Genomic DNA, 26019 nt, shown 5'->3' with positions numbered 1-26019 from the left:
TGTTTAGTTGATCGGCCGTTTTAAACTGCTTCAGAAAGTCGTCTGATAAAAAATCTTCTGTCTTCATAAAACTATATATGCTTTAAAATTAAAAAATCGAGGTGAAACACCCCGATTTTTAGAATTTACACAGTTTATGAGATAGTGTCAATTTTTAATTACTCGCTCTGGTCATTCGCTTTAATAGCTTTATGCTTTCAGCTTTACGCTTTCTGCTCTACTTACATGTTTTGCATACCCCACTTACCACTACCTCTACATTATGTACTGCATAACCTTTAGGGAGATGTATTTGCGGAATATCTGTTTCATCTAAACAGATGGTGTTCCCGCATTCTTCACATTTAAAGTGTATATGATGGTCGTGGTGGTGATTTTCAGAGCATTCCGACTTGCACACAGCATAGCGTACGGAAGTATCTGTAGTAGGTATTTTATGAATGATGCCTTTATCAAGGAATGTTTGCAGGGTACGATAAACCGTTACGCGGTCGAATGATTTGCCCGCGAGTTTTTCGAAATCGCTGTGTTCCAGCGCACCATTGCTTTTCATGAACAGCTCCAGGATTTTTGTCCTGGTTTCTGTTACGCTCAGTTTACTATCACGTAAAAGACTGCCGATTCGTTCTGTAATTTGTTGTTTAGTCCCCATGATGAAAAAAAAGTTTATTCTTCCATTAAACGGTCTATGTCTGCAATCAATTTGTCTACATCTTTTTGTTTGGTGCCTTCATAGAGACCGCGTATCTGGCCGGTTTTATCTACCAGTGCAAACCATTGGGTATGCACAAAATCTTCTTCTCCGGTATATACGCCGTCATCTACCAGGTAGCCTTGTCTCGCTAAGCGGTACAATTGTTTTTTATCGCCTGTAAGGAACCACCAGTTTTTTTCATCGGCGCCGTGTTTGGCGGCATAAGCTTTCAAAACAGGCACGCTGTCGTGCTCCGGATCTACGGTATGCGACAGGATCAGGAAGTTAGGTTTGTCTTTATATTTCGCATACACCTTATCCATATTGGCATTCATCTTCGGACAAATACCGGTGCAGGTGGTGAAAAAGAATTCAGATACATAAATCTTGCCTGCTACGTCCGCTTTCGCTTTGGTGTTGCCGTTCTGATCTGTAAAAGAAAATCCAGGTACGGTGTGTCCGGGGGCGCCAAGGATCGGCAGCTTTTCTTTTCCGATAAAGGAACCGGTCTCGCCTTTGATCACGTAGGCGGAGTAAGCGAGGAATCCCACGCTCAATATCACAAAAAATGCGGTAAGTATAATTGCTTTCTTCGACATAGGTATAATCCCAGTTTTATTCGATATACAAAGGTAGTACATAGTTGACAGATGCCCAGCGATGTACTTCTTGTCTATCTTTTTTAGCACAAAAACAGTCGTTTATAATTATTAAAATTAATTATCTGTTTGAAATGGTAAATTTTATTTGCAACATTGTTGCAAATTTATGTAGTTTTGTTGGCATAGAAAAACGGGGACATGGAAAGTAACATTTTAAAGCGGATGAGCCTGGATACCGTGGGCATCGGGGCTTCACTGGCCTGTGCAGTACATTGTGCATTATTACCCTTGCTGATCACGGTGCTTCCCTTGCTGGGGACGCATATCCTGGAAAATGAAAGTTTAGAATATGGACTGCTGGCATTTTCTTTTGGTATAGGCAGCCTGGCACTGGGACGTGGCTATTTCAGGCATCATCGCCGGATGGCTCCCCTGCTGATATTCACCGCCGGTTTTGCATTACTATTGGCAGGCCATTTCGGTGTAGCCGGTGGTTATTGGGAACCTGCTATTATTTTCCTGGGTGCAGCCGGTGTTACAGGTGCACATCTGATAAACCTGCGGCGCTGTAAGGAGTGTACGGTTCCTACGCACAAGCACTCCGAAACGAGTAAGTAATATTCACATTTATTCAACATCCACCTACTAACAATAACGGATATACGTTTTTACATTAAAACAATATTCAGCGGTCAACATCTGCCAATACAATAATACGCACATATGGAAAAATTACCTGTTACGGTGCTGAGTGGCTTCCTCGGCGCGGGCAAGACTACTTTGCTCAATCACGTGCTGCACAATCGGGAGAATTTACGTGTAGCCGTTATCGTGAATGATATGAGTGAAGTGAACATCGATGCACAATTAGTGAGAAACGAAAACTCCCTGCACAAAACAGAAGAGCGATTAGTGGAGATGAGCAACGGTTGTATTTGTTGCACCCTACGGGAAGATCTGTTGAAAGAAGTGGCCCTGCTGGCAGCAGAGAAACGATTCGATTATTTGCTGATAGAATCTACCGGTATATCCGAACCTATACCGGTGGCGCAAACCTTCTGCTACCAGGATGCCGCTAATGATATTGACCTGACTACCGTTAGCCAGCTGGATACTATGGTGACCGTAGTAGATGCCTTTAATTTTATCAATGACTATAGCAGCGTAGAACATCTGCATGAAAGAGCGCTTACAGATGATGCCGCAGATCAGCGCACCATTGTTAACCTGCTCACAGACCAGGTAGAATTTGCCAATGTGATTGTGTTGAATAAATGCGACCTGGTAAGTAAAGATCAGTTGGGCAGCCTTAAAGCCGTGCTGCGTAAGCTCAATGCACAGGCAAAGATTATTGAGGCTATTGAAGGACAAATACCTTTGAAAGAAATCCTTCACACCGGGCTGTTTGACTTTGATACCACCTCGCAGAGTGCTGGCTGGCAAGCGGAGCTGGAACAAACACATACCCCTGAAACGCTGGAATACGGCATTTCTTCTTTTGTATATCGAAGTCGTAAGCCCTTTCATCCCGAAAGATTCTGGGAATATATTGATAACGGCTGGCCGGGCAATATCATACGCAGCAAAGGATTGTTTTGGCTGGCCTCCCGTCCGGATATTGCTATCAACTGGAGTCAGGCAGGTGGCTCGCTCCGCGCCGAGAAAGCAGGCTACTGGTGGTGCGCTATTCCCCGCCAGCAATGGAACCTGGACCCCGAAACAGCGGCACTCATCAACAACAGATGGGATTCGCAATTTGCAGATCGGTACAATGAGTTAGTCATTATTGGCCAGGACCTTTCCCCCACTGATATTACCAACCATCTCGATAGCTGTTTATGCACCCCGGCGGAGGTTACATTGATGAATAGCAATTATGTTTTTAAAGATCCTTTCCCAAATATTTAGGCTGATCTAAAAAATAATTTAGACAAGTGTTAAAATAGAATATAGTTTTGTTGAGTATTAACAGCTCGGAAGTGTGCTTATTGTTACTATCCTGAAAGCCCGTGCTGTACTAACCTACATTTTCTAACGCGCATGAAACATCTATCTACATTACTATTTTTACTATTTATCACGATACTTACTTATGGACAGCAAGGCAGCCTGAAAGGCGCCGTTATCAATAGGAATCGTAAGCCGGTGCAATTTGCTACCATTGCCATAAAAGCATTGCATATGGGGGCTACAGCCGATCAGCAGGGCGTTTTCAGCATTCAGCATATCCCTCCCGGTAGCTACGATGTCAGCATTTCTATGATAGGTTATCAATCAGTGGTACAACGGGAAACAATTGTAGCAGGACAAGCCACCAGCATTCACATCTCTCTGGAAGAAGATTTATCAAAACTCAATGAAGTAGTAGTAACGGGTGTTTCCCGCGCTACAGCCGCCCGGAAAAATCCTATACCCGTGGCCGTTATAGGGAAAAGAGAGATGAACATGAATGTGAATAATAATCTCATCGATGCCATCGTCAAAGGTATACCCGGCGTGAGTGCGGTGACTACCGGCCCCAATATCTCCAAACCATTTATTCGCGGTCTGGGCTATAACCGCGTACTCACACTATTTGATGGCGTACGGCAGGAAGGCCAGCAATGGGGCGATGAACATGGTATTGAAATCGATCAGTACGGCATATCACGGGCGGAGGTGGTGAAAGGGCCTGCAAGTCTTACCTATGGCTCCGATGCGCTGGCAGGTGTGATTAACATGATGCCGGATATCCCCGAAGTAACACCCGGAAAGTTACACGGTAGCTTCCTCACAGATTATCACAGCAATAACGGTATGATAGGTACTTCTATCGGATTAGCCTACGGCAGTAACGACTGGAAATATGTGTTTCGCGCTACCGCAAAAGCAGCACATAATTATCAGAATAAAATTGACGGATACGTGTACGGTACCGCTTTCAAAGAGTATAATCTAACTGCCCTGGCGCGTGTGGATAAACCCTGGGGATACTCGCAGTTTGGCGCCACACTATACGATAATACGCAGGAGATACCAGATGGTAGCAGGGATTCGCTTACCCGCAGATTTACAAAACAGGTAAAGGAAGATGATGACATCAAGGATCGTCCCTTGGTACCAGATCGTGAACTACGTACTTACACCATTAATCCATTGCATCAACATATACAGCATTACCGGATGTATAACCGTACTAAATGGAATGTGGGCAATGGCGATATCAATGCCATGTTGGGGGTACAACAAAGTATACGCCGTGAGTTTAATCACCCGGAAATGCCCGCACAGCCAGGGTTATACGTGGTACTCAATACACTGAATTATGATGTGCGCTATAATTTACCGGAGATGAGTGGTGTGGAAACAACCATTGGTGTTAACGGGATGTATCAGGCCAATAAAAGCAGGAACGGTACTGATTTCCCTATTCCTGACTACCAGCTGTTTGATATAGGCGGATTTTTCTTTGCGAAAAAATCATTCGGAAAGGTAGATGTATCAGGTGGTGTACGCTATGATAACCGTAGTATTCGCTGGAACGACTTTTACGTAGGCCCTAATAAACAAAACGATTTTGAGCAACATGCACTACCACCAGATACTGCTGGTGCCCGTTTGCAATTTCCTATGTTTAAGCATAACTACACAGGTGTATCCGGTAGTGTAGGAGCCACCTGGAATATCAGCGAACGTATATTGGTGAAAGCCAATATAGCCCGTGGATACCGGTCGCCTAATATTACAGAGATTGGCTCCAATGGGCTTGATCCGGGCGCACATATTGTATACCTCGGTAATCGCAGTTTCAAGCCGGAGTTTAGTTTACAGGAAGATATCGGTATACAGGCCTGGCTACCAGATGTGGATATCAGCGTAGAACTGTTTAACAATAGTATCGACAACTATATCTATCAGGCAAAGCTATACGATAATAGCGGTAACCCCGTAGTGATAGTGCCAGGCAACGCTACCTACCGTTACCAACAGTCGGCTGCGAGGTTATATGGAGCAGAAGTAAGTGTGAATGTTCATCCACGTGCCATAAAATGGTTAACGATGAATAGCAGTATCGCCTATACGCAGGGGCGTAATGGTAACAAAGAGCTGATTCATAAATATGGAGATGATGCCCGTTATCTTCCGTTCATACCGCCAACGCATGTACGTAGCGAACTGAAGGCTGTTACACAAAAAAAGCATGCATGCTTTTCCAAATCATATGTACGCCTGGAAGCGGATGTGATAGCGGATCAACCACATTTTTACGGAGTGGATAATACAGAAACATTTACACCCGGATATACGTTGTGGAATGTAGGCGCTGGTACAGGCATTTTAAATAAGAAGGGAACTACTATCTGCGAAGTATTTCTGCAAGTGGATAATATATGGAATGTAGCTTATCAGGCTAACATGAACCGGTTGAAATACTTTGAGTACTACAACTCCTCCCCTAACGGGCATTTGGGAATTTATAATATGGGAAGAAATTTCAGTGCAAAAGTAATCGTACCATTTTAAGGCTGAAAGCAAAAAGCGGAAAGCAAAAAGCTATTGAAGCGAGTGACCAAGGTGTATGTTATTCGCTTCAATAGCTTTTTGCTTTCCGCTTTTATTACCAAAGCTTGAGCCCCATTTTTATACCGATTTGCAGGCTGGGCAATATACTAACCATTCTGCCATCATTGAGGCTTAAGGTATTGTTATCGAAATGATAGGTTTTGTAATGATAGATTTTACTACGAATACCTAGGCCGATAAAGGGATCGAGGATGAAGCGGTCTTTTTTGAACTGCCGGCCTATGAGTAATTGTAAGCCAACCACGCTTTTGTCGCCGGAATCGGTATAGGTAATGTTTTGAAAAGTATTATCGATGTTAGGGTAGAAAACTTTTTTGAAAAAGATCACTGGTTCAAAATAGGTACCTGCTGCTCTGGCAGGTGCCATATCCCTGGAAATGAGATAGAGGCGTCCTCCTACACGGAAACCTAAGCCACGACCCTCTACAAATTGTTCTGTATTGATGTCTGGTTTTTTCTGTCCGAAGTCAATCTTCTTAGCCAGTACGTAATCGGGATAATCTGTATAAATGCCACTGATACCGAGTTCGAGACTAAAGTTATCAGATAATTCCTGTTCGAGGTAAATATCCAGCTCATTAATCAATGTGGCTGGGTTCACCTTCAGATAAGTATTTCTGCTCCCTCGTTTGGGTACATCCTGCGCGAAAGATGCGAGGACGAGCGAACAGGATAACCATAGTAATAGCAGTGTCTTTTTCATACAGTTGTAAGGGTTAGACTGGCTTTTAGATCTGGTAAGTCAGGCTTAAAAAGTGGACAATAATCGTTCCACAATAATCGGAAACCATTGATGCTCCAAGGCTTGCACCTTTTGCGCTACGGTGATCGGCGTATCTTCCGGTGTGATGATGCAACGTTCCTGTAGGATTGTTTCTCCATCATCATACTTTTCGTTCACGTAATGGATAGTGATTCCACTTTCTTTTTCACCTGCTGCAATAACGGCTTCATGTACAAAGTGGCCGTACATACCTTTACCGCCAAACTTAGGCAATAGTGCCGGGTGTATATTAATAATTCTGTCAGGGAAAGCCTGTACGAGATTGGCGGGAATTTTCCATAAGAAGCCAGCCAATACCACCAGGTCGATCTGTTGTTCCTTTAACAGTAATATATATTTATCAGAATGGAAGAAGGGTTCCTTTTCAATCAGGATGCTTGGAATACCTTCACGTTCGGCAATTTGTAAAACGCCTGCTCCTGCTTTGTTGCACACAATGAGGGAAACCCTGCCTTTGTCTGAACCTCTGAAGTGATCTATAATTTTCTGCGCGTTGCTACCTGCACCCGAAGCGAATATGGCGATATTTTTCAACTAAGTCTGTTTTAAAGGTGTAAAATTACGAATTCGGAATTACGATTCCGGATTTGTGGGTAAATAGATACACCTTGTCCTTTTCTTCTTCCTATAATATATGATATCACTGGTCCCGGTTATTTCAGATACTCGCCACAACCCTGGTAGGTTTTATCTTTTATTTGTACCTGTACAGTGTTGGGGCGCATCAAGCCGCTCATATCATCTGTACACATATTATTGCGTATGCTGACGGTGATGCCCGGAGTAGTATATACTTTCAGGGTATCGGTATTAGGACGGGCGGGAGGTAGTGTGGTGACTACACTGTCGCCGTTCATGGTATGAAAACAGATTTTTTTATTATCAAGGTCCAGGGTCCAGCCGGGTTCATTGCCGTTGGCGGTGAACCGGATGCCGGATTTATGTTTGCCGGCCAGGATGTCTCTCCGGTCGCCCCCTTCTACGGGCTTCAATATATAATTACTGGCCAGTACCCCTTCAATGCGTTTTCCTTTGGTGTCGAGCTGGAGGAGGTTGCCTTCGGCTGCCAGGAAGGAGCTGCTGTCTGTTTTTTTCCGGATAATGACAGTGGAGTCGGAGGTTTGCCTCCAGGTGCCGGTTTCCACGGTGGCTACTCCCTGTCCTCTTCCCTGATAAGCCACGAGCTCACTGAAGGTATGATCGTCATACAAACTGATCTGATAATCCATCCCGGGGCAGTCGGCGCAAGGAAGGGTGCCCTGGTAGGTGCCGGTGATATGTGTCGCAACTGCGGGTGGCGTGGTGGTGTTTTGTAAAGTGCTGTCTGTCTGATGGGCAGGATGATTATTATTACAGGCCGCCATGGTAGCGATCAAAGCAGCGAGGACAAGGCTTTTTTTCATGGGAACGTTTTTTTGGTACAGATTGAACATTCTGGTTCGCTGGCAGGTTATTAAGGTAAAAATAACAACTCTCGTAGAAAATAACTGCGCTGACAGATAATATATTATATTGTGTAAGGAAGGATATAGGGGACCACTATCTGATTTTCATCTACATCTATTATAATTATATCCCCGCAAACCTTGCCCCACGTTATGATGTAGACGAGCCTCCACAGAGGAAATGAACTTTCAATCAAAATAATAAGTTTTGAAAGGATATATAAGGTGAATTGTTCGAATAGGCCAGCAGCAAGACTTACAGCCCAATTAATACACAAAAAACAGGTCGAAAAAGCCACTCCATAAGACAATAAATTTTTTTAATTGTTGGTAAATTGTCAACATTCTGTCTTATTTTTGCTGGCACTTTTAAGAAACTTTAGGTCAAATCTAAACTATATAGGCTGTGTATCGTCGTGTTTCCATTCTTTTGCGCAAGCATTTTGTGAGTGTGCTTATTCTATGCGCTAGTATAGTAATTCCGTTTTCTTCCGTTAAGGCTGCTGCGGATCCAGCGAAGGGTAAAGCAATATTCCAAACCAATTGCGCGTCCTGCCACAATGTCCACAAAAAGCTGACAGGTCCTGCATTAGCAGGCGTAGAGGGTCGCTGGGCTGATAAGAAATTATTGCACCAGTGGGTCCATAACTCTGCTTCAGTACTGGCTACAGGGGACAAATACGCCAATGATCTCTTCAATGAGTACAATAAGACGCAGATGACCGCATTTCCTCAGTTATCAAATGAGGACATTGACGACATCCTGGCTTATGTGAAAGTGGAAGAAGCTAAACCAGTTGGTGGCATTGCCGCTAAACCAGGCGAAGAAGCTGCTGGTGCGACAGAAAAAGGCAATGACAACAGTTTACTGTTTGGTATCATTACCCTGATTCTCGCTGTAGTAGCGTTGATCCTGATGCAAATCAACAGCAACCTGAATAAGCTGGCTGGTGATAAAGAAGGCGTACCTACTCCGGAACCAGTTCCTTTCTACAAGAACAAAGCTTACCTGGCACTGATTATCCTCGTGCTCTTCATGGTAGGTGGTTACTTTACCATCCAGGGTGCTATCGGTTTGGGTCGTCAGAAAGACTACATGCCGGAACAACCGATCTTCTACAGCCACAAAGTACACGCAGGTATTAACCAGATCAACTGCTTATACTGCCACGCTGGTGCTGAGAAGAGTAAGCATGCTATGATTCCTTCCGAAAATATCTGTATGAACTGTCACAAGGCCATTAAGGAATACTCTGGTCCTGAGCTGACTACTGCAGAAGGAAAGAAAATCAATGGTACTGCCGAAATCGCAAAATTATACGATTACGTAGGCTGGGATCCAGAAGCTGGTAAATATACCAAACCAGGCCGTCCTATCGAATGGACCAAAATCCACAACCTGCCTGACCACGTTTACTTTAACCACTCTCAACACGTGGTTGCTGGTCAACAACAATGTCAAACCTGTCACGGTGCCATCACAGAAATGGACGAAGTACACCAGTTTGCGGATCTCTCTATGGGATGGTGCATCAACTGTCACCGTACTACGAAAGTGCAGTTCGCTGACAACAACTATTACAGCATCTTCGAAAAGCTTCATCAGGATATTAAAGATAAGAAGATCGATAGCGTAACAGTTGAAATGGTAGGTGGTACTGAATGTCAAAAATGTCACTACTAGGATGGATTTAGAGAGATTGCTCTCAAATCAGAAGATATCAAATTTATAAACGTAACTCGTTAATATAACATGGAGCAAAAAAAGTATTGGAAAGGCTTGGAGGAGTTGCACAATACAGATGCGCATCAGGAAATTGTGAAGAACGAATTCAGTGAAGAACTTCCGTTCGAGAGTGAAGGCCTGTTGAATGCTACTACCCCCCGCAGGGATTTTCTTAAATATCTCGGTTTTACCACTGCTGCTGCCGCTATCGCTGCGAGCTGTGAAACACCGGTTAAGAAAGCAATTCCGTATGTAAACAAACCGGAAGAAATCACCCCCGGCGTAGCCAACTATTATGCTTCTTCTTATTCTATTGATGGTGAATATGTACCAGTAGTGGTGAAAACCCGCGAAGGTCGTCCTATCAAACTGGAAGGAAATACTTTGTCAGCTGTAACCCAGGGCGCTACTTCAGCTAAAGTACAGGGTGCTGTACTGAGTCTGTATGATACTGCTCGTCTCCGTTTCCCATCTATCGGTGGCACGGAAACTACCTGGGCAGAACTGGATAAACAAGTAGGTGCAGCACTGGCCGGATTAGGCGGTGCTCCTGTTGTTTTATTAAGCGCTACTTTACTCAGCCCTTCTACTAAAAAAGTAATCGGCGAGTTCCTGGCTAAATATCCCAACTCACGCCATGTAGTATACGATGCGGTTTCTTACGCTGGTATGCTGCAGGCTAACGAAGCTTCCTACGGAAAAAGAATCATCCCTTCTTACCACTTCGAAAATGCGAAAGTGATTGTAGGTCTGGGTGCTGACTTCCTCGGAACCTGGTTAAACCCGGTTGAATACGCCCGCCAGTTTGCACAAACACGTAAGATCAATGCGCAGAAACCGGAAATGTCCAAACACTTCCAGTTTGAAAGCACCATGAGCCTCACCGGTGCAAACGCGGATGAAAGATATACACACAAGCCTTCTGAAACCGGTGCTATTGCACTGGCACTGTTAGCTGAAGTGGGTGGTAGCGTTACCGCTCCTGCTATTGCTAACGACCGCGTAAAAGCAGGTATTAAGAAAGCAGCGAAAGCACTGAAAGAAAGTAACGGTAAAGCCCTGGTGGTAAGTGGTTCCAACGATGTGAATGTACAGATCATCGTAAACGCTATCAACAACATCATCGGTGCTAACGGTAACACTATTGATTTCGCTTCTCCATCTAACTACCGTCAGGGTAACGATGCGGACATGGCGAAACTGGTAAGCGATATGAACGCAGGCAGCATCGGTGCTGTACTGGTTTATGGCGTTAACCCTGCTTACGATTACTTCGATGCGAAGAAATTTACAGACGGTCTGGGTAAAGTGAAACTGGCTGTTTCCTTCAATGAAAGAAACGACGAAACCACCGAACTGTGTAAATACCAGGCTCCTGATCATCACTTCCTGGAAACATGGAACGATGCAGAAGGTAGAGCAGGTCACTTCAGCTTTGGACAACCTACTATCCTGCCGCTGTTTAAAACACGTGCGATACAGGATACTTTCCTGACCTGGGCTGGTAACACTACTCCATGGGCAGATTATCTGAAAAATGAATGGATCGCTAAACTGGGTGGCCAGGAAGGTTGGGACAAAGCACTGCAGGACGGTGTTGTTGAACCAGCTACTGCTCCAGCTTTAGGTGGTGCCGCTTTCTCCGGCGATATCGCTGGTGCTGCCACTAAAATCAGCAGCGCGAAGAAAGGTGGTCAATATGAATTAGTACTCTACGAAAAAGTAGCCATTGGTAGCGGTAAACTCGCTAATAACCCATGGTTACAGGAAATGCCGGATCCTATCACCCGCGCTACCTGGGGTAACTACGCTTGTATCTCCAACAAGCTCGCTAAAACTTTCTCTACTGAGTTAGGTGACGATTACGAAATCAACGCAGAGAAGAAAGTGCTGAAAATTAAAGCCAACGGTAAAGAAATCGAATTGCCATTGCTGATTGTTCCGGGTATACACCCAGAAGTAATTGCGATTGCAGTAGGTTACGGCCGTAGTGAAAAAGTAGGTAGAGCAGCAGGTGGAGTAGGTGTAAACGCTTATCCTTTCGTAAGCTTCAACGGTCAAACTTTCGACTACTTCACTACTGAAGCTAGTGTAGAAGCTACCGGTAAGAAAGAAATTGTTGCTTTAACGCAAACACATAATAGCTACGAAGGTCGTCCTATCGTGAAGGAAACTACCCTGGAAGAGTTTATCCACAATCCTAAAGAGGTAAACGAAGACAGGCTGGAACTGAAGAAATTTGGTCCTGACTTCCGCAAAGACGCAACTTTGTATCCTAACTATAGCTACCCTGGTATTAAATGGGGTATGTCTATCGACCTGAACACCTGCTTTGGTTGTGGTGCTTGTACCATTGCCTGCCAGGCGGAAAACAACGTATCTGTTGTAGGTCGTGAAGAAGTGGCGAAAGCACACGAAATGCACTGGATTCGTATCGACCGTTACTTCAGCGGTGACGAAGAAAATCCGGAAGTTGTGTTCCAGCCAATGCTCTGCCAGCACTGCGATAACGCGCCTTGCGAAAACGTTTGCCCGGTAGGTGCTACCAACCACAGCTCTGAAGGTATCAACCAGATGGCTTACAACCGTTGTATCGGTACCCGTTACTGCGCTAACAACTGTCCATATAAAGTACGTCGCCTCAACTGGAGAGACTGGAACGGTGCGGACAGCTTCGAAAATAACCTCTACGATGTTGCTGATATGAACGATAACCTCACCCGCATGGTACTGAACCCAGATGTAGTGGTTCGTAGCCGTGGTGTGATGGAAAAATGTTCCTTCTGCGTACAACGTCTGCAGGAAGCGAAACTGGATGCGAAGAAAGCTGGTCATCCATTGAAAGATGGTGCTGCTAAAACTGCCTGCCAGCAAGCATGTGGTGCTGATGCGATCGTATTCGGTAACATCAACGATAAAAACAGCGAAATCTATAAGATCCGTAACGAAATGCAGACGGACAGGTTATACTATGTGTTGGAAGAAACACACGTACTGCCTTCTATCAGCTACCTGGCTAAGATCAGAAACAAAGATGCCGAACCTAAAAAAGCAGAAGGTAAAGAAGCTGCTCATAAGGAAGAAGCGCATCACGCGTAAGATCTTAACAGCACTCGTTAGGAAATAAAGAAAGAAGTTACAGAATCTGAGATCATAACAAAAGACAAGGGCTAGTAGCTAGAAGCTAGCAGCTAAAAGCTTATAGAATATGCATTTAAAATACGAATCCACACTGAGAGAACCTTTGGTAGACGGGGTTAAGGATTATCACCAGGTAACGGAAGATATCATTAGTCCCATTGAAGGGAAGCCCGGAAAACTGTGGTATGTAGGCTTTTTTATATCCCTGACACTGTTGGGCTTCGGCGCATTTTCAGTGTTTTGGCAGATCTATTTCGGTGTCGGAGTATGGAATCTGAATAAAACCATCGGTTGGGGTTGGGATATCACCAACTTCGTATGGTGGGTAGGTATTGGTCACGCCGGTACCCTGATTTCTGCTATCCTCCTCCTGTTCCGCCAGGGTTGGCGTACAGGGGTGAACCGTGCAGCAGAAGCGATGACCATCTTCGCGGTAATGTGCGCCGGTCAGTTCCCGATTATTCACATGGGTCGTGTATGGATGGCGTTCTTTATCCTGCCTTACCCAAATACCCGTGGTCCGGTATGGGTTAACTTTAACTCTCCACTCCTCTGGGACGTATTTGCGATCTCTACTTACTTTACCGTATCACTGCTGTTCTGGTACTCTGGTTTATTACCGGATTTCGCCAGCGTACGTGACAGAGCTAAAACCAAACTGCGTAAACTGTTATATGGTATCGCAGCTTTCGGTTGGACAGGTTCTACCAAGCACTGGCAACGTCATGAAGCGCTGTCATTGGTACTGGCAGGTTTAGCTACTCCACTGGTACTGTCTGTACACACGATCGTATCTTTTGACTTTGCTACCTCTGTAATTCCTGGTTGGCATACTACCATCTTCCCTCCTTACTTCGTGGCGGGTGCGATCTTCTCCGGATTTGCGATGGTACAAACACTGTTGATCATTACACGTAAAATATTACATCTGGAAGAATACATTACCCTGGGCCACATGGAAGCCATGAACAAGGTAATTGTATTAACCGGTTCCGTAGTAGGTTGTGCTTACCTGACTGAGTTATTCATGGCATGGTATGGTGCGAACCAGTACGAGTTCGCTACTTTCTTCAGGTATCGTGCTGCTGGTCCGCTGGGCTGGTCTTACTGGATCATGATGACCTGTAACGTAATCACTCCGCAGGTGTTCTGGTTCCGCAAAATGAGAAGAAGCGTTGCTGTAACCTTTGTAATGTCTATCATCGTTAACATCGGTATGTGGTTTGAGCGTTTCGTAATCATCTGTACTTCCCTGTATCGTGATTACCTGCCATCCAGCTGGGCTTACTATCGTCCATCCTGRCCTGAAGTAGGTTTCTACATGGGTACATTTGGTCTGTTCTTTACCTGCTACTTCCTGTTCGCTAAATATTTCCCTGTAATTGCACTGGCTGAGATCAAGTCTATCCTGAAAACTTCCGGTGAGAACTACAAAGAAACAATGGTGAAGTACGAAGAAGAGCCAGCAGAGAAATTTGCACACGACGTAGCTCATGCTCACTAATAGACGAATCAAGAGAATTTATTACCTGGAATTTGAATTTTTAAATATATGGCTGTTAAAAAATTTGTTGTAGGCTTGTTTGACGATGAGGCAGTATTGTTTCCGGCAGTGAAAAAAGTACGTACTGCAGGTTACAAATTGCACGATGTATACACACCTTTTCCTGTTCACGGCCTCGATCATGCAATGGGTTTAAGGGAAACCAGCTTACACACAGCCGGTTTCATATATGGTATCACTGGTACTACTACAGCATTAGGCTTCATGAGTTGGGTATTTAATGTTGATTGGCCGCTGAACATCGGTGGTAAGCCGCATTTCCCATTGCCTGCCTTCATTCCTATTACGTTTGAGCTGACCGTATTATTTGCGGCAGTAGGTATGGTGATGACTTTCTGCTATCTCTGCCAGTTAATGCCTGGTGTGAAGAAGCATATCTTCCATCCGGGTCAAACAGACGATAAGTTTGTAATGGTGATAGAGTTGACAGAGAAAACTAACGCAGAAGAAGTGAAAAGCTTCCTCGCCGCTGCAGGTGCAAAGGATATCAATGAGCAAAAAGCTGAAGCAGGATGGTGGTTCGGAAGATATGATAAGGACGATGAGCCTTATCTGCGTAAGATTCAGACCGCAAACGCTTAATTATAATAACAGCTAAAACATACCGTTGCGACATTAGGATTTGAGCAAGCAAGAACTAATGAAAGCTAGATAAATAATTTCTGATGAAAAGGACTTCCAACATATTGATTGTAGCCGCATTGGCAACTGGAGCTTTCCTGGCAGCCTGTAACAGAGGGGAGCATAACAGAAAGCCCGGCAGGATTTATATGCCAGACATGTACGAATCCCGTGCGTATGAATTTTATAGTGCTCGTTTGTCAGGCCTGAAGCCAGTGGAAGGAACAGTAAAAAGAGGTGAACTTTTGCCATACCATCTGAAAGAATCAGATACGGCACTGGCTAATCTGGTAAAAAATCCATTAACTATTACGCCAACTGATCTGAAAGAAGGCGAACGTTTATTTAATATCTACTGCGGTATCTGCCATGGTACAGCTTTAGATGGTAACGGCCCGCTGTATAAAGGTGGCGATGGACCTTATCCTGCCAAACCTGCTGATCTGGTAGCTGGTGCAAAATCCGGTTATTCTGAAGGCCGCCTGTTTCATGTGATGACTTATGGTTATAACGTGATGGGTAGCTACGCCAGCCAGCTCGACAGAGAGCAACGCTGGAAGATCGCAGCTTATATCAAGAGCAAACAGCCAGGTGCTGCCGCCTTGGCCTCCGCTGCTCCTGCTAAAGACAGCACCGCTGCAGCTAACTAAATAAGTAAACTGAATTTCAATCAAGTATTTTAATATACAGTAATGAAAGACCAATTTGTAGTACCGGCAAGATTAAGAAAGACCAGCTTCGTGTTAATGGGCGTAGGCTTGCTGACGTTATTGATCGGATTAATTGCGTTTCATGGTGAGACACGGTTTTGGGCCGGTCTGTTGCAAAACAGCAGCTTCTTTTTGCTGATTACATTGGCGAGCACCTTCTTTATAGCTGCTACTACCCTGGCACATGGTGGCTGGCAGATCGCTTTCCGCCGTGTACCTGAAGCTATTTCAATGGCAGTACCTGTTTTGGCTGCCATCTTATTTGTAATCGTAATGATCCTCGTTTTCGGAGGAAAAGACGATATCTACCACTGGGTGAACGCTCACCACGTGGCAGAAGACAAAATCCTTACCTGGAAATCCGCTTTCCTGAACAAAGGATTCTTCACCATCGCTACCATCCTGACATTGGGTCTCTGGATATTCTTTACCATGAAACTCCGTAAAATGTCTATCGAAGAAGATGGATGGGATCTGCGCCCTGAAACCGGTCGTAAATTACTCTGGAGAAATACTGTTGTATGCGGTGGCTTCCTGGTAGTTTTCACCCTCAGCGTTGGTTCTACCACCCCATGGATATGGTTAATGAGCATCGATGCACATTGGTTCTCTACCATGTACAGCTGGTACACTTTCGCCAGCACCTGGGTATCTGGTCTGTCCCTGATTGCTCTTTTCGTAGTATATCTTAAGAAACACGGTTATCTCTCTTATGTAACTGAAGAACACTTACATGACCTGGGTAAATTCATGTTTGCATTCAGCATCTTCTGGACTTACCTCTGGTTCTCCCAGTACATGCTGATCTGGTACGCCAACATGCCAGAAGAAACTGAATACTTCCAGCCACGTGTTTGGGGCCAATGGAGACCAATTTTCTTCCTGAACCTCCTGATCAACTTCGTAACACCATTGTTGTTCCTGATGAAACGGGACACCAAACGTAATTATACTGCCATCGTATTCATCGCTATCGTGATCATCTTCGGTCACTGGCTGGATTTCTGGCAAATGGTTTACCCAGGCACTGTTAAAAACCTGGTATTCCCCTGGTATGAATTCGGACTCGGACTTGGTTTCGTGGGACTGATTATTTTCCTGGTATCTAATCAGCTGACTAAAGCAGCATTAGTTCCTAAAAATCATCCTTACCTGAAAGAAAGTATCGTTCATCACACCTAATCGGTGATCAAGGAGAATAGGCAATAGAAAAGCATTAGATAACTTAATTATTTCATATAGCAATGTCAGGATTTTTAGCAGTCTTAGTTGTTGTTCTCATATTCATAGTCATCTTCCAAATTGCGAAGGCGAGCGAATATGTGTCCATATTGAAGGGAGAAAAGAAAGCGCGCGAGCAGAGCAACCGTATAAATGGTTTCATGCTGATTGCATTCCTGGTGCTTGGGCTTATAGGAGTGTACTACTGTAATGATTTACTGAAAGGTAAAATCCTGGGCGAATCAGCTTCAGAACAGGGCGAAGGAGTAGATACCCTCATTTACGTAACACTGGCCATTACTGGTGTGGTATTCGTGCTTACCCAGATCGCATTGTTCTGGTTCGCGTTTAAATACCAGGAAAAAGAAGGTCGTAAAGCATTTTACTTCCCGCATAACAATAAACTGGAAGTGATCTGGACAGTTATTCCAGCTATCGCTTTAACCATATTGGTTGCTTTCGGTCTGAAACATTGGTTCCAACTGACGTCTGATGCGCCAAAAGATGCAGCAGTAGTAGAAGTAATCGGAAAACAGTTTAACTGGATCTTCCGTTACCCAGGTAAAGATGGTCAACTCGGTCGTCGCGACTTCAAAGCTATCGATCCTGCTGCTGGTAACGAATTAGGTCTGGACTGGAACGATCCGCTGAACAAGGACGATTTTATGCCCACCGAACTGCACCTGGTAGTTGGTAAGCCGGTTAAATTTATCATTGGCTCCCGCGACGTTATCCATGACGTAGGTTTACCTCACTTCCGTATGAAAATGGATGCGGTACCTGGTATTCCTACTACACTCTGGTTTACGCCTAAGTTTACTACCAAACAAATGAAGGAGAAAACAGGTAATCCTGATTTCACTTTCGAAATTTCCTGCGATCAGATGTGCGGTAGCGGTCACTACTCTATGAGAGGTGTGATTGTAGTGGAAACTCAGGCTGAATACGATGCCTGGGTAGCCAAACAAAAATCTACCTACGAATTAACACACGCGGCAGCTGCTCCGGCAGGCGCTGCAGCAGACAGCACACAAAAAGTAATAGCTGCTAAGTAAGCTGTAAATTTGTGTAGAAGAATTTTTGACGGAGTACAATTAAAAACAATAAAGACAAACTGACAAACGACGATACTTCCCGGGCGTTAGTTTATAATAAACCGAACCGATTATGAGTAACGAAGCAACATTGCACAGTCAACAGGAGGTAATGCACGGAGCGCATGATCATCATGATCATGAGCACCATCATGAGGACAGTTTCATTTCGAAATATGTGTTCAGCATGGATCATAAAATGATCGCCAAACAATTCCTGATTACTGGTATCGTTTGGGCTATCATTGGTGCCTTCTTCTCTGTTCTGTTCCGTTTGCAACTTGGTTTTCCCGATGCTACTTTCCCATGGCTGGAAAGCATCCTGGGTCATTGGGCTAAAGGTGGCCGTATTTCTGCAGAAGCTTACTATGCATTGGTAACTATGCACGGTACCATCCTGGTATTCTTTGTATTAACTGCCGGTTTGAGCGGTACCTTCTCTAACCTGTTAATTCCTCTACAGGTAGGTGCGCGTGACATGGCCTCTCCTTTCATGAACTGTCTGAGCTATTGGTTCTTCTTCCTGGCCAGCCTGGTAATGATGGCTTCCCTGTTTGTTCAAACAGGTCCTGCTTCCGGAGGATGGACAATGTATCCGCCACTGAGTGCTTTAGGTGATGCTTCTATCGGTTCAAAAATAGGTGTGGATTTATGGTTGACCAGTATGGCGCTGTTTGTTGTTTCTCAGCTGCTGGGTGGTTTGAACTACATCTCTACACTGTTGAATATGCGTACCAAAGGCATGGCAATGACCAAAATGCCTTTGACTATCTGGTCTTTCTTCTTTACTGCTGTATTGGGCGTATTGTCTTTCCCTGTATTGCTGTCAGGTTTCATCCTGCTGCTGATGGATCGTCACGCTGGTACCAGCTTCTACCTGTCTGATATCTTTATCGCTGGTAAAGCTTTGGCAAATGAAGGTGGTAGCGCTATTCTCTATCAACACTTATTCTGGTTCTTAGGTCACCCTGAGGTATATATCATCATCCTCCCGGCAATGGGTATGGTATCTGAAGTATTAGCGGTAAGTTCCCGTAAACCTATCTTCGGTTACCTGGCGATGATCGGTTCCCTGTTCGCTATCTGTATCCTGGCCTTCCTGGTTTGGGCGCACCATATGTTCGTAACAGGTCTGAATCCATTCCTCGGTGCGTTCTTCGTACTCTTAACCTTACTGATTGCGGTACCATCTGCGATTAAAGTATTTAACTGGATCACTACGATCTGGAAGGGTAATATCAACTTTACACCTGCTTCCCTGTTCTCTATCGGTTTCGTGAGCACTTTCATCTCCGGTGGTTTAACAGGTATCTGGTTAGGTAACTCTTCTATCGATATTCACCTGCATGATACCATGTTCGTGATCGCTCACTTCCACATTGTAATGGGTGTATCTGCGTTCTTCGGCATGTTTGCCGGTATCTACCACTGGTTCCCTAAGATGTATGGCCGCTTTATGAATTCAACGATCGGTTATATTCACTTCTGGGTAACTATGATCGGTGCTTACCTGATCTTCTGGCCTATGCACTACGAAGGTATGGCGGGTATGCCAAGAAGATACTATGATGTATCCGGCTGGGCTTCCTTCAAACAATTCGGTGGCCTGAACGAATTCATCACTATCGTGGTAATCCTGGTATTTGCGGTACAACTGCTGTTTGTATTCAACTTCTTCTACAGCATTTTCAAAGGTAGAAAGCTGACTACACAGAATCCATGGAATGCTACTACCCTGGAATGGACTACTCCAATCCACGCTGGTCACGGTAACTGGCCTGGTGAAATTCCTGAGGTATATCGTTGGGCTTATGACTATAGCAAGGATGGAAGAGATTTCATTCCGCAAACAGAGCCTATTGGTCCTAATGAATCAGCGCACTAAAATATAGTTCGGAATTCCGGTAGGAAGAAACTCCCTCAGGGAAAATCTTCCTTCCGGAATTTTGTTCACTGTGATGTTTGTAAATTTGTTCCGGACTTAAACCCGGAATGTGGCTAGAAAAAAAATGTTGCAAGAAAACTCCATAAAATTGTCGTCATCGTATGCAGTAGCCAGTAAAGCGAAAGATTACTCTCAGCTGATGAAGTTTAATCTCACCTTTATGGTGGTATTTTCGTCTGTGGTGGGTTATCTGTTGGTACCTGGCGTGGAGTTTAACTTAATAAAAGTTCTTTTATTATTTGCCGGTGGTTTGCTGGTTTCCGGAGCAGCTAATACTATCAACCAGATATGGGAGAAAAATACAGATAAGCTAATGGCGCGTACCGCCGTTCGTCCTCTGCCTTCCGGGCGGATGCAGAATGGTGAAGCAATAGCGCTGGCAGTGGTTACCGGAGTAGCAGGTATCCTGATTATGGGATTTTGCTTTAACTGGTTAGCTGCTTCCCTCAGCCTGCTTTCCCTGGTATTATACGGTTTTGTATATACACCCTGGAAAAAATGGAATTCACTCGCTGTATTGGTAGGTGCAATTCCTGGCGCAATGCCTCCGTTGATCGGTTGGGCAGCTGGCGCCAATAACCTGGCAGAAGGTGGTTGGTCTTTATTTGCTATCCAGTTTCTGTGGCAATTTCCGCACTTCTGGGCTATCGCCTGGATTGCGTATAAAGATTATGCGAATGCAGGCTTCAAACTGCTGCCTGGCAGTGGAGAACCCAACAAGTACACCGCCATTCAGGCTGCTATGTACACACTGTTGCTGATTCCTGCTGGTGTTGCACCTTACCTCCTGAAAATCACTGGCAGTATCTCTGCTATAGTGGCTATTCTCGCAGGTATTTTCTTCCTCTACAGAGCTATTAACCTGTATAGAAAGAATGATGTTCCCGCAGCGCGCAAGCTCATGTTCGGATCTTATATTTATCTGACTATCGTTCAGTTAGCACAGCTACTGGACAAAGCATAAAATGAAAAGAGGAGTKATGGATACTATGACATTAGAACAACGTAAGAAAATACATCCGCATAAATATTCCCTATGGATTGCTATGGGTAGCATTACCATGATGTTTATCGGATTTACCAGTGCTTACATTGTTAAAAGATCACAGGCGAATTGGCTGGCATTTGAATTGCCACACATTTTCTGGTTATCCACTGCCGTAATTTTAACAAGTAGCTTAACGATTCACCTGGCTTTGAAGCAATTTAAAGAAAGGAATATGCAACGTTACAAACAACTCATTACCCTCACTGCAATATTGGGTGTAGTGTTTGCCGTTTGCCAATGGATTGGTTTTTCTCAGATGAAGAATATGGGACTGCCCCTCAATGGGCCAGTTTCCGCTTCTTTTATTTATGTAATCGTAGGCGTGCACATGCTGCACGTACTGGGTGGTGTAACTGCACTGCTCATTATGTTTGGCAGGGCCTACAGAACCCGTGTACGCACTTATAGCCCGGTACCCATCGAAGTGGCCGCTACTTACTGGCATTTCGTGGACGTATTGTGGATTTACCTGTTAATTTTTTTAAGTATCGCCAGATAAACTTTGTAAAATTTTATAAAACTAACAATGGATACAGCAGTTACAGCGAAGAAAAAATGGTGGGCAGGAGGATATTCTCCCTTTAATGTGAGCTATGGCAAGTTGATGATGTGGTATTTCCTGATGTCAGATGCGTTCACTTTCGGCGCATTACTGATAGCATATGGTACCATCCGGTTTTCCAGCACATCCTGGCCTGATCCGAATGAAGTGTTCAAATCATTTCCAGGCATGGGCCACGCCGAATTGCCGTTAATGTTCGTGAGCTTAATGACCTTCATTCTCATCATGAGTTCTGTAACCATGGTACTGGCTGTACATGCTGGTCACATGAGAGATAGAAAAGCAGTGGCTAAATGGCTGATGTGGACCATCGTGGGCGGTATCGCCTTCCTGAGCTGTCAGGCATGGGAGTGGACACACCTCTATCACGAAGGTGCATGGTGGGGTCGTAACCCATTCATTAACGCGGATGGCACTGCAGCTTCTACCAACTTTACCAACTTCTTCTTTACCATCACCGGTTTCCACGGCTTGCACGTAACTTCCGGTGTTGTGTTGAATATCGTTATCCTCGCTAACGTACTGAAAGGTACTTATGATGAGAGAGGTCACTACGAAATGGTGGAAAAAGTAGGATTGTACTGGCACTTTGTAGATCTGGTTTGGGTATTCGTATTCACCTGCTTCTACCTGCTCTGATCTTAGACAGGTAGCTTTATACAAGGTTTGTCACAATTATTGAATCTGAATTTTACGAATTTTTAATTTAAAGAATAATGGAGCATACACATACTGCGGCAGGGCATGAAAGTGCACATACTGATTCATCTACCAAATCAATCTGGAGAACCTTCTGGATTCTGTTGTGTATCACATTGGTGGAAGTAGGTCTTGCATTCTTACACCTGGAAATCGGGTTCCCGCCAAGAGTGTTACTGAACGCAATATTTATTGGTCTTACACTGGTGAAAGCTTTCTATATCGTAGCTGAATTCATGCACTTAGGTCACGAAATCAAGAACCTGATCATGACTGTCTTAATTCCTTTATTGTTGTTCGTTTGGTTCATCATCGCTTTCCTTTACGAAGGTGATTCATGGAAAAACATGCGGAAAGACCTGAAACCAGGTACTCCCATCGAAACACCAAAGGTTGGACCAGTTGAAAAACACCCATAATTTTCATTCGTACTAAATTACCAGGATTATCACTCGCAGGGCTTTATTAGGAGTTTCATTGGCTATATTGGTGCCGCTTTTGGGTTATCTCATTGTAGATCACTATGGGAAAAATGTGATACCAGTACCCGGTTACTTCATTCCCGAAAGAGTAGATACTGTTACGGAAAATGGTAAAGTTTCTTATGATACCGTTTTTCATAAAATCAGGGACTTCAAGCTTACCAACCAACTTGGTCAACAAGTAAGTTTGAAAGACATGGAAGGAAAAGTAATTCTCGTTGATTTCTTTTTTACCTCCTGCCCCAGTATCTGTCCTACACTCACAAAGAATCTGAGAAAGATACAGAGTGCCTACGTAAAGAATGATTCTTTATTGCAGATACTCTCTTTTTCTGTAGATCCGGAAAGAGATACCGTAGAAAAATTGCGCAAATACGCGTACGACTACCAAATCAATCCGGATAACTGGTGGTTACTCACTGGTAGTAAAAAAGAAATCTATGACCTCGCCCGAAACGAATTTTTCGTTTCTGTTACCAAAGGAGATGGCGGTCCGGATGATTTTATACATACAGAGAAATTAGTGTTGATTGATAAAAACGGAAACATCAGAGGATACTACAACGGTCTCGATTCCAATGCCGTAAAAAGATGCGCCGGAGATATCTCCATACTGCATCTGGCAAAGGAAAGGCATCGGCCAGGCTTTGGAGCCTTCCTCAGGAAATTGTTCTCCGGAGAAAAGTAAGTAAATCATTTATTTGAAGGGTGAATAAGGAAAGGGAGTTCACCTTACCTTATTCACCTTTATATTTTAACAGACATGGAACTTAAAAATAAAAATCTCAACACGCCTATTACCATTGTATCTATTGCAATTCCGGCGTTAGTGGCCTTATTGTTCTTTTTACCAAAACCAGAAATGCACCCTGGGTTTGATGTAAAAATACTGCCGCTGTTCCATGCTATCCTGAATACTGCAACAGCGGTGCTTTTGCTGGCCAGCCTCTACTTCATTAAAAATGGTCATGTAAAGGCGCACAAAATGGCCAATTTAATCGCAGTGGGTTTATCTGCCATATTCCTGTTATCATATGTTACTTACCACGCGCTGGCGCCGGAAACCCGTTTTGGGGATCTGGATCATAACGGTATCGTAGATGCTGCGGAGAAAGCCACCCTGGGCGGTATACGCTATATTTATTATTTCCTGCTGCTGACACATATTGTATTGGCTGGCATTATTGTTCCACTGGTGCTGTTTACCCTGTTACGTGGCTTCCAGAATGATATTCCCCGTCACCGTAAAATAGCCCGTATTACCTGGCCTATCTGGTTTTATGTAGCAGTAACGGGTGTGATTGTATATATCATGATTTCCCCTTACTACCATTGATACATTTAATCAATTTTTTTGGGTGAGATGGCCTAATTTTGTGGAATCAAATGAATAGTACTATGAAGAAGGCAGCTTTGTTTTTGCTAACAGGTGTTTTAATGATGATGAGTGGGTCAGTAATGGCGCAGTGTTCCCTGTGTACTAAAACAGCGCAACAATTGGGAGAAGGACCTGCCAAAGGTTTAAACAACGGTATCCTGATGCTGGCTCTAACTCCATTGGCTATCATAGGTTTCCTCGCCTTCAGATGGTGGAGGAGCAACAAGGAAGCCTGATCAAAATAATGACGAATAACCCAAAACTATGATTACCTACAGAAAGGCGGATATAACAGATATCCCGCAGTTGGTGCATTTACGGCTGCAATTTCTGAAAGAAATTTACCCTAAAGCAGATGTTTCCCAGGACGACGTGTTAAAAACGCATCTCAGGGAATATTTAACCGAGCACCTTTCCCAAAATAACTTCGTGAACTGGTTTGCCGATATAGAAGGCAAGGTAGTGGCCAGCGCCGGCATAGTTTTTTACAACCAGCCACCGCTGTACCACAACCTGGAAGGCAAAGTAGCCTATATCCTGAATGTGTATACGCTTCCCGATTTCCGGCGTAAAGGCATCGCAAAGAATTTGCTGCAAAAATTGATCGATGAAGCAAAAACGCGTAATACCGGTAAGGTAAGCTTACATACCAGTGATGATGGACGTTTATTATACGAGCAGTTTGGTTTCGTAGCCGGAGATAATGAGATGACCTGCCAGCTACCCCGTGTACAATAGTTGGCTACGCTTCTTCCCGAAGTTCAAATACCTGACAATCTACCCGCAATCCACCGTTGTTTAAAGACGTCTTCAACTTGTTACAGTAGTGTCCTTTCTTTTCAGTGTATGCCTGGCAATTAAAGCACATAGGTTGTGTGGAAATAACTTCCTGCTGGTTAAGCTGGTAAATCAACTGCATCAATTGCTCCAGCAGCCCACTCTGCTCTTTGGCAGATAGATGTTCTACGGTGTCCTGCAAAGGATTGGCAAACTGTTCTACTTTCTTGGCAATAGCCCTTCCTTCTTTTACAAGGTGTAAAGTGTGGCTACGAGTGTCTGTAGCACTAGCTTTACGGGTCAGGTATTGCTTTTGTTCCAGCGATTTTACGGCATCACTGATGGTAGCTTTGGTCATGTTGAAATACGATGCCAAAGTGGTTACAGTACGTTTTTCCTCTGGGTAATGCAGTAAAAAGGTAAGTACCTGAATTTGTATGGGACTAAGTCCATACTGGGTGGCCTCCTGCCATAATAGTACGCGGAAGGCTTCTGATAATCGCTCCAGGGAGGCCACTACTTTACTAGGTGTGTTTTCCGCCTGCTGTGCGGGGCTGAATGTGGAAACTTTCCCCATATTTTCTTGCTGTCCTTAATAGTTAGTTAGTGGGGCAAGGTACAATATAAATGTATCGCAGGAAATAGCATATTAGTGACATTCCTTGTTCAAATCCCGCTTTTTTCCCCGACACCCCTCCAACTCATGAATATAGTAGCCTTTCCGCAAAATTTGCACTTCCCACCGCGGTATTACCTCAGTAATATGCGAAAATCGGCAGTCCTTATGCAAAATAAACAGCTCTTCTCCCCTCCTGCCCTGCAGGTATCTATTGCCAAATACCAATACTTCCTCAAACCGGGAAGCCTTGTTGACGATAATGTCGAAATGCAGATGGCTACCATCCTTTCTCTTAACGTAGGTATCATAAACAGCTACTTCCATGCCCGGTACTTTTGTTGCTA

The 26019-nt window shown here is 44.2% G+C and carries 26 protein-coding genes; 19 read left to right on the top strand and 7 right to left on the bottom strand.

Features of this window, described 5'->3' with window-relative positions; genetic code table 11:
• Positions 1 to 217: 217 nt before the first annotated feature.
• Both AC1DFM_RS27030 and AC1DFM_RS27025 read right to left on the bottom strand, forming a co-directional pair.
• Positions 218 to 652, bottom strand: a complete 435-nt coding sequence (locus tag AC1DFM_RS27030) for a Fur family transcriptional regulator (RefSeq protein ID WP_477079886.1) — start codon at positions 650 to 652, stop codon at positions 218 to 220.
• Positions 653 to 666: 14 nt separating this feature from the next.
• On the bottom strand, positions 667 to 1293 hold the full coding sequence (locus AC1DFM_RS27025) for an SCO family protein (protein ID WP_477079885.1): 627 nt from the start codon (positions 1291 to 1293) through the stop codon (positions 667 to 669).
• A 201-nt stretch (positions 1294 to 1494) separates the two neighbouring features.
• Here AC1DFM_RS27025 and AC1DFM_RS27020 point away from each other — a divergent pair, with 201 nt between their 5' ends.
• The 3 genes from AC1DFM_RS27020 to AC1DFM_RS27010 all read left to right on the top strand — a co-directional run bounded on the left by AC1DFM_RS27020 (position 1495) and on the right by AC1DFM_RS27010 (position 5799).
• Positions 1495 to 1914: a MerC domain-containing protein gene (locus tag AC1DFM_RS27020; RefSeq protein WP_477079884.1), complete on the top strand. Its 420-nt coding sequence runs from the start codon at positions 1495 to 1497 to the stop codon at positions 1912 to 1914.
• Between the two features lie 105 nt (positions 1915 to 2019).
• Positions 2020 to 3204 carry a GTP-binding protein gene (locus AC1DFM_RS27015; protein ID WP_477079883.1) on the top strand — a complete coding sequence of 395 codons (1185 nt, stop codon included), beginning with the start codon at positions 2020 to 2022 and terminating at the stop codon, positions 3202 to 3204.
• Positions 3205 to 3336: 132 nt separating this feature from the next.
• On the top strand, positions 3337 to 5799 hold the full coding sequence (locus AC1DFM_RS27010; protein ID WP_477079882.1) for a TonB-dependent receptor: 2463 nt from the start codon (positions 3337 to 3339) through the stop codon (positions 5797 to 5799).
• A 94-nt stretch (positions 5800 to 5893) separates the two neighbouring features.
• Here AC1DFM_RS27010 and AC1DFM_RS27005 read toward each other — a convergent pair whose 3' ends face one another.
• The 3 genes from AC1DFM_RS27005 to AC1DFM_RS26995 all read right to left on the bottom strand — a co-directional run bounded on the left by AC1DFM_RS27005 (position 5894) and on the right by AC1DFM_RS26995 (position 8046).
• The gene (locus AC1DFM_RS27005; protein ID WP_477079881.1) at positions 5894 to 6562 is read right to left on the bottom strand and encodes a hypothetical protein; all 669 of its coding nucleotides are present in this window, start codon (positions 6560 to 6562) and stop codon (positions 5894 to 5896) included.
• Between the two features lie 45 nt (positions 6563 to 6607).
• A complete protein-coding gene (gene purN, locus AC1DFM_RS27000; protein WP_477079880.1) occupies positions 6608 to 7177 on the bottom strand; it encodes a phosphoribosylglycinamide formyltransferase in 570 nt (189 codons plus the stop codon).
• Positions 7178 to 7296: 119 nt separating this feature from the next.
• Positions 7297 to 8046, bottom strand: a complete 750-nt coding sequence (locus AC1DFM_RS26995; RefSeq protein ID WP_477079879.1) for a copper resistance protein NlpE N-terminal domain-containing protein — start codon at positions 8044 to 8046, stop codon at positions 7297 to 7299.
• Positions 8047 to 8533: 487 nt separating this feature from the next.
• Between AC1DFM_RS26995 and AC1DFM_RS26990 the strand changes: the two genes are divergently transcribed.
• The 16 genes from AC1DFM_RS26990 (at position 8534) to AC1DFM_RS26915 (ending at position 25017) form a co-directional block, all read left to right on the top strand.
• Positions 8534 to 9772: a c-type cytochrome gene (locus AC1DFM_RS26990; RefSeq protein WP_477079887.1), complete on the top strand. Its 1239-nt coding sequence runs from the start codon at positions 8534 to 8536 to the stop codon at positions 9770 to 9772.
• 69 nt (positions 9773 to 9841) lie between these two features.
• On the top strand, positions 9842 to 12913 hold the full coding sequence (locus AC1DFM_RS26985) for a TAT-variant-translocated molybdopterin oxidoreductase (protein WP_477079878.1): 3072 nt from the start codon (positions 9842 to 9844) through the stop codon (positions 12911 to 12913).
• Between the two features lie 109 nt (positions 12914 to 13022).
• Entirely contained in the window at positions 13023 to 14459 is a 1437-nt protein-coding gene (nrfD, locus tag AC1DFM_RS26980; protein ID WP_477079877.1) for an NrfD/PsrC family molybdoenzyme membrane anchor subunit, read from the top strand.
• A 48-nt stretch (positions 14460 to 14507) separates the two neighbouring features.
• Positions 14508 to 15101, top strand: coding sequence for a DUF3341 domain-containing protein (locus tag AC1DFM_RS26975; protein WP_477079876.1), 594 nt, complete (start codon positions 14508 to 14510; stop codon positions 15099 to 15101).
• 83 nt (positions 15102 to 15184) lie between these two features.
• Complete coding sequence (locus tag AC1DFM_RS26970) at positions 15185 to 15790, top strand: c-type cytochrome (RefSeq protein WP_477079875.1); 606 nt, start codon at positions 15185 to 15187, stop codon at positions 15788 to 15790.
• A gap of 42 nt (positions 15791 to 15832) precedes the next feature.
• Positions 15833 to 17032 (top strand): quinol:cytochrome C oxidoreductase, encoded by a 1200-nt coding sequence (locus AC1DFM_RS26965; protein ID WP_477079874.1) that lies wholly within the window; start codon positions 15833 to 15835, stop codon positions 17030 to 17032.
• 200 nt (positions 17033 to 17232) lie between these two features.
• On the top strand, positions 17233 to 18126 hold the full coding sequence (locus AC1DFM_RS26960) for a cytochrome c oxidase subunit II (RefSeq protein WP_477079873.1): 894 nt from the start codon (positions 17233 to 17235) through the stop codon (positions 18124 to 18126).
• Positions 18127 to 18238: 112 nt separating this feature from the next.
• The gene (locus AC1DFM_RS26955; RefSeq protein WP_477079872.1) at positions 18239 to 20050 is read left to right on the top strand and encodes a cytochrome c oxidase subunit I; all 1812 of its coding nucleotides are present in this window, start codon (positions 18239 to 18241) and stop codon (positions 20048 to 20050) included.
• Between the two features lie 148 nt (positions 20051 to 20198).
• The gene (gene cyoE / locus AC1DFM_RS26950) at positions 20199 to 21074 is read left to right on the top strand and encodes a heme o synthase (RefSeq protein ID WP_477079871.1); all 876 of its coding nucleotides are present in this window, start codon (positions 20199 to 20201) and stop codon (positions 21072 to 21074) included.
• A gap of 1 nt (position 21075) precedes the next feature.
• Positions 21076 to 21657: a cytochrome c oxidase subunit 3 gene (locus AC1DFM_RS26945; RefSeq protein WP_477079870.1), complete on the top strand. Its 582-nt coding sequence runs from the start codon at positions 21076 to 21078 to the stop codon at positions 21655 to 21657.
• 27 nt (positions 21658 to 21684) lie between these two features.
• On the top strand, positions 21685 to 22359 hold the full coding sequence (locus tag AC1DFM_RS26940) for a cytochrome c oxidase subunit 3 (protein WP_477079869.1): 675 nt from the start codon (positions 21685 to 21687) through the stop codon (positions 22357 to 22359).
• 77 nt (positions 22360 to 22436) lie between these two features.
• Entirely contained in the window at positions 22437 to 22838 is a 402-nt protein-coding gene (locus AC1DFM_RS26935; protein WP_477079868.1) for a cytochrome C oxidase subunit IV family protein, read from the top strand.
• Positions 22839 to 22917: 79 nt separating this feature from the next.
• Positions 22918 to 23589, top strand: a complete 672-nt coding sequence (locus AC1DFM_RS26930) for an SCO family protein (RefSeq protein WP_477079867.1) — start codon at positions 22918 to 22920, stop codon at positions 23587 to 23589.
• Between the two features lie 75 nt (positions 23590 to 23664).
• Positions 23665 to 24237 (top strand): DUF420 domain-containing protein, encoded by a 573-nt coding sequence (locus AC1DFM_RS26925; protein WP_477079866.1) that lies wholly within the window; start codon positions 23665 to 23667, stop codon positions 24235 to 24237.
• 62 nt (positions 24238 to 24299) lie between these two features.
• Positions 24300 to 24515, top strand: coding sequence for a hypothetical protein (locus AC1DFM_RS26920; RefSeq protein WP_477025130.1), 216 nt, complete (start codon positions 24300 to 24302; stop codon positions 24513 to 24515).
• A gap of 28 nt (positions 24516 to 24543) precedes the next feature.
• Positions 24544 to 25017 (top strand): GNAT family N-acetyltransferase, encoded by a 474-nt coding sequence (locus tag AC1DFM_RS26915; RefSeq protein ID WP_477079865.1) that lies wholly within the window; start codon positions 24544 to 24546, stop codon positions 25015 to 25017.
• Positions 25018 to 25021: 4 nt separating this feature from the next.
• On the opposite strand, the gene AC1DFM_RS26910 is transcribed toward AC1DFM_RS26915, so the two are convergent.
• Both AC1DFM_RS26910 and AC1DFM_RS26905 read right to left on the bottom strand, forming a co-directional pair.
• Positions 25022 to 25633, bottom strand: coding sequence for a MarR family winged helix-turn-helix transcriptional regulator (locus tag AC1DFM_RS26910; protein WP_477079864.1), 612 nt, complete (start codon positions 25631 to 25633; stop codon positions 25022 to 25024).
• A gap of 72 nt (positions 25634 to 25705) precedes the next feature.
• Positions 25706 to 25999: a DUF2024 family protein gene (locus tag AC1DFM_RS26905; protein ID WP_477079863.1), complete on the bottom strand. Its 294-nt coding sequence runs from the start codon at positions 25997 to 25999 to the stop codon at positions 25706 to 25708.
• Positions 26000 to 26019 lie beyond the last annotated feature (20 nt).

It is taken from the genome of Chitinophaga sp. 05T412 (genome assembly GCF_056396465.1).
Note: the sequence above shows the minus strand (reverse complement) of the source record. Positions and strands in the feature narration are given on the sequence as shown.

Excerpts from the sequence above, each read along its gene's own strand:
- AC1DFM_RS27030 (WP_477079886.1), bottom strand. The coding sequence starts at position 652 with ATGGGGACTAAACAACAAATTACAGAACGAATCGGCAGTCTTTTACGT.
- AC1DFM_RS27025 (WP_477079885.1), bottom strand. The coding sequence starts at position 1,293 with ATGTCGAAGAAAGCAATTATACTTACCGCATTTTTTGTGATATTGAGC.
- AC1DFM_RS27020 (WP_477079884.1), top strand. The coding sequence starts at position 1,495 with ATGGAAAGTAACATTTTAAAGCGGATGAGCCTGGATACCGTGGGCATC.
- AC1DFM_RS27015 (WP_477079883.1), top strand. The coding sequence starts at position 2,020 with ATGGAAAAATTACCTGTTACGGTGCTGAGTGGCTTCCTCGGCGCGGGC.
- AC1DFM_RS27010 (WP_477079882.1), top strand. The coding sequence starts at position 3,337 with ATGAAACATCTATCTACATTACTATTTTTACTATTTATCACGATACTT.
- AC1DFM_RS27005 (WP_477079881.1), bottom strand. The coding sequence starts at position 6,562 with ATGAAAAAGACACTGCTATTACTATGGTTATCCTGTTCGCTCGTCCTC.
- AC1DFM_RS26995 (WP_477079879.1), bottom strand. The coding sequence starts at position 8,046 with ATGAAAAAAAGCCTTGTCCTCGCTGCTTTGATCGCTACCATGGCGGCC.
- AC1DFM_RS26985 (WP_477079878.1), top strand. The coding sequence starts at position 9,842 with ATGGAGCAAAAAAAGTATTGGAAAGGCTTGGAGGAGTTGCACAATACA.
- AC1DFM_RS26975 (WP_477079876.1), top strand. The coding sequence starts at position 14,508 with ATGGCTGTTAAAAAATTTGTTGTAGGCTTGTTTGACGATGAGGCAGTA.
- AC1DFM_RS26970 (WP_477079875.1), top strand. The coding sequence starts at position 15,185 with ATGAAAAGGACTTCCAACATATTGATTGTAGCCGCATTGGCAACTGGA.
- AC1DFM_RS26965 (WP_477079874.1), top strand. The coding sequence starts at position 15,833 with ATGAAAGACCAATTTGTAGTACCGGCAAGATTAAGAAAGACCAGCTTC.
- AC1DFM_RS26960 (WP_477079873.1), top strand. The coding sequence starts at position 17,233 with ATGCTGATTGCATTCCTGGTGCTTGGGCTTATAGGAGTGTACTACTGT.
- AC1DFM_RS26955 (WP_477079872.1), top strand. The coding sequence starts at position 18,239 with ATGAGTAACGAAGCAACATTGCACAGTCAACAGGAGGTAATGCACGGA.
- AC1DFM_RS26940 (WP_477079869.1), top strand. The coding sequence starts at position 21,685 with ATGGATACAGCAGTTACAGCGAAGAAAAAATGGTGGGCAGGAGGATAT.
- AC1DFM_RS26935 (WP_477079868.1), top strand. The coding sequence starts at position 22,437 with ATGGAGCATACACATACTGCGGCAGGGCATGAAAGTGCACATACTGAT.
- AC1DFM_RS26925 (WP_477079866.1), top strand. The coding sequence starts at position 23,665 with ATGGAACTTAAAAATAAAAATCTCAACACGCCTATTACCATTGTATCT.
- AC1DFM_RS26920 (WP_477025130.1), top strand. The coding sequence starts at position 24,300 with ATGAAGAAGGCAGCTTTGTTTTTGCTAACAGGTGTTTTAATGATGATG.
- AC1DFM_RS26915 (WP_477079865.1), top strand. The coding sequence starts at position 24,544 with ATGATTACCTACAGAAAGGCGGATATAACAGATATCCCGCAGTTGGTG.
- AC1DFM_RS26910 (WP_477079864.1), bottom strand. The coding sequence starts at position 25,633 with ATGGGGAAAGTTTCCACATTCAGCCCCGCACAGCAGGCGGAAAACACA.
- AC1DFM_RS26905 (WP_477079863.1), bottom strand. The coding sequence starts at position 25,999 with ATGGAAGTAGCTGTTTATGATACCTACGTTAAGAGAAAGGATGGTAGC.